General features: G+C 49.7%; 2 protein-coding genes. Both read left to right on the top strand.

The window, feature by feature from the left end:
• The coding region (locus MPL1_RS12875; protein WP_009727573.1) for an NfeD family protein at positions 1–870 on the top strand (870 nt) is incomplete at its 5' end.
• 5 nt (positions 871–875) lie between these two features.
• Positions 876–1,628: a slipin family protein gene (locus MPL1_RS12880; protein ID WP_009727574.1), complete on the top strand. Its 753-nt coding sequence runs from the start codon at positions 876–878 to the stop codon at positions 1,626–1,628.
• Positions 1,629–1,790: the final 162 nt, after the last annotated feature.

The raw sequence follows: 1,790 nt of genomic DNA on the forward strand, positions 1-1,790 counted from the left end.
AAACTGATCAACGATGCCGTAGYCWRCATTCGAGGGCTGGCGGAGTTACGCGGGCGAAATGCTGATTGGGCTGAGGAAACGGTGCGTGAAGCCGTCAGCCTCAGTGCTACGGATGCACTTGAGCAGGGAGTGACGGATTTCATTGCGACCGACCTCAACAATCTGCTCGAGCAACTGGATGGACATACGGTGACACTCGACGCTGGTGAGGTTGTCTTGCAACTGGCGAACACGGAAGTCACCGAAATTGAAACCGGCTGGCGTTATGATTTGTTGAGTTTGATTACCGATCCTAATGTGGCCTATTTGTTACTGATGATTGGCATTTACGGGCTGATTCTTGAGTTTTACAACCCTGGTGTTGGCATTGCTGGCGTGGTCGGCGTAATTTCGTTGCTACTGGCAGGGTTTGCACTGCATATGTTGCCAGTTAACTATGCCGGTCTTGCTTTGCTGGTGGTGGGCATGGCCTTAATGATAGGCGAGGCCTTCAGTCCGTCCTTTGGGATACTCGGCATTGGTGGCTTGATAGCTTTTGTGGTGGGGTCAATATTCCTGATGGACAGCGATTTGCCGGCTTATCAGATTTCCATGCCGTTGATTTTTGCCTTGGCCGCCAGCTCGTTTGCGATATTTGTGTTTGTGGTCGGTGCTGCATTAAAAGCCAGACAAAGTCGAATTGTCAGTGGCCAAGAGGCGATTATTGGCAGTGTTGCAGAGGCGCTGGCTGATTTTCAGGGGCCAGGCAGAGTCATGGCGACTGGTGAACACTGGCTTGCTGAGTCGACACAGCCGGTCAAGCGTGGACAAAAACTTCGGATAACCGGTATTGATGGCCTGATTTTACGAGTAGAACCAGACGAGGAGTAATAACGATGGCGACAATTCTGATCACACTGGCAGTTGTGTTTATTGCAATTATTGCCAGTGCATTTCGAGTGCTGCGAGAGTATGAGCGAGGTGTTGTATTTATGCTGGGCCGCTTTTATCGGGTCAAGGGGCCAGGGCTTATCATCATTATCCCGATTGTGCAGCAGATGGTACGAGTTGATTTACGGACACTGGTGCTTGATGTGCCATCACAAGATCTGATCACGCGTGATAACGTGTCGGTTCAGGTCAATGCGGTGCTATATTTCCGGGTAGTTGATCCGCAGCGTGCCATCATCAATGTCGAAAACTTTATGGAAGCCACCGGGCAACTGGCACAAACAACCCTGCGTTCTGTGTTGGGTCAGCATGAACTGGATGAATTATTGTCCGAGCGTGACAAGCTGAATGACGATATTCAGGATATTCTGGATCGACAAACCGATCAGTGGGGCATCAAGGTTGCCAATGTTGAAATCAAACATGTTGATATCAACGAGAGCATGATCCGGGCAATCGCCAAACAAGCCGAGGCCGAGCGGGAGCGACGCGCCAAGATCATTCATGCCGATGGTGAGGCCGAGGCCGCAGCCAAGCTGGTAGATGCAGCCGAGCAATTGTCAAAACAACCTGCGGCGATTCAGTTGCGATATCTGCAGACCTTAACGGAAATTGCCGGTGACAAGAGCAACACTATTGTGTTTCCACTTCCGGCACAACTTATGGATACACTATCCAGTGTCTTGAGTAAAAAGTGAAGGCTTGAGTTTCTCATATTATCTAAAGCGGTTAATGCCATGAATGGATGTTTGCTCTGAGGGAGGCAGAATGAATTTGGGGCTTTTGTTTGAGTATTGGCTGATAACAATGGCAGCCTTGTTTGTGATTGTGAATCCGATGACCACCGCCTTTGTGTTTGA

This window comes from Methylophaga lonarensis MPL (genome assembly GCF_000349205.1).
GTDB lineage: Bacteria > Pseudomonadota > Gammaproteobacteria > Nitrosococcales > Methylophagaceae > Methylophaga > Methylophaga lonarensis.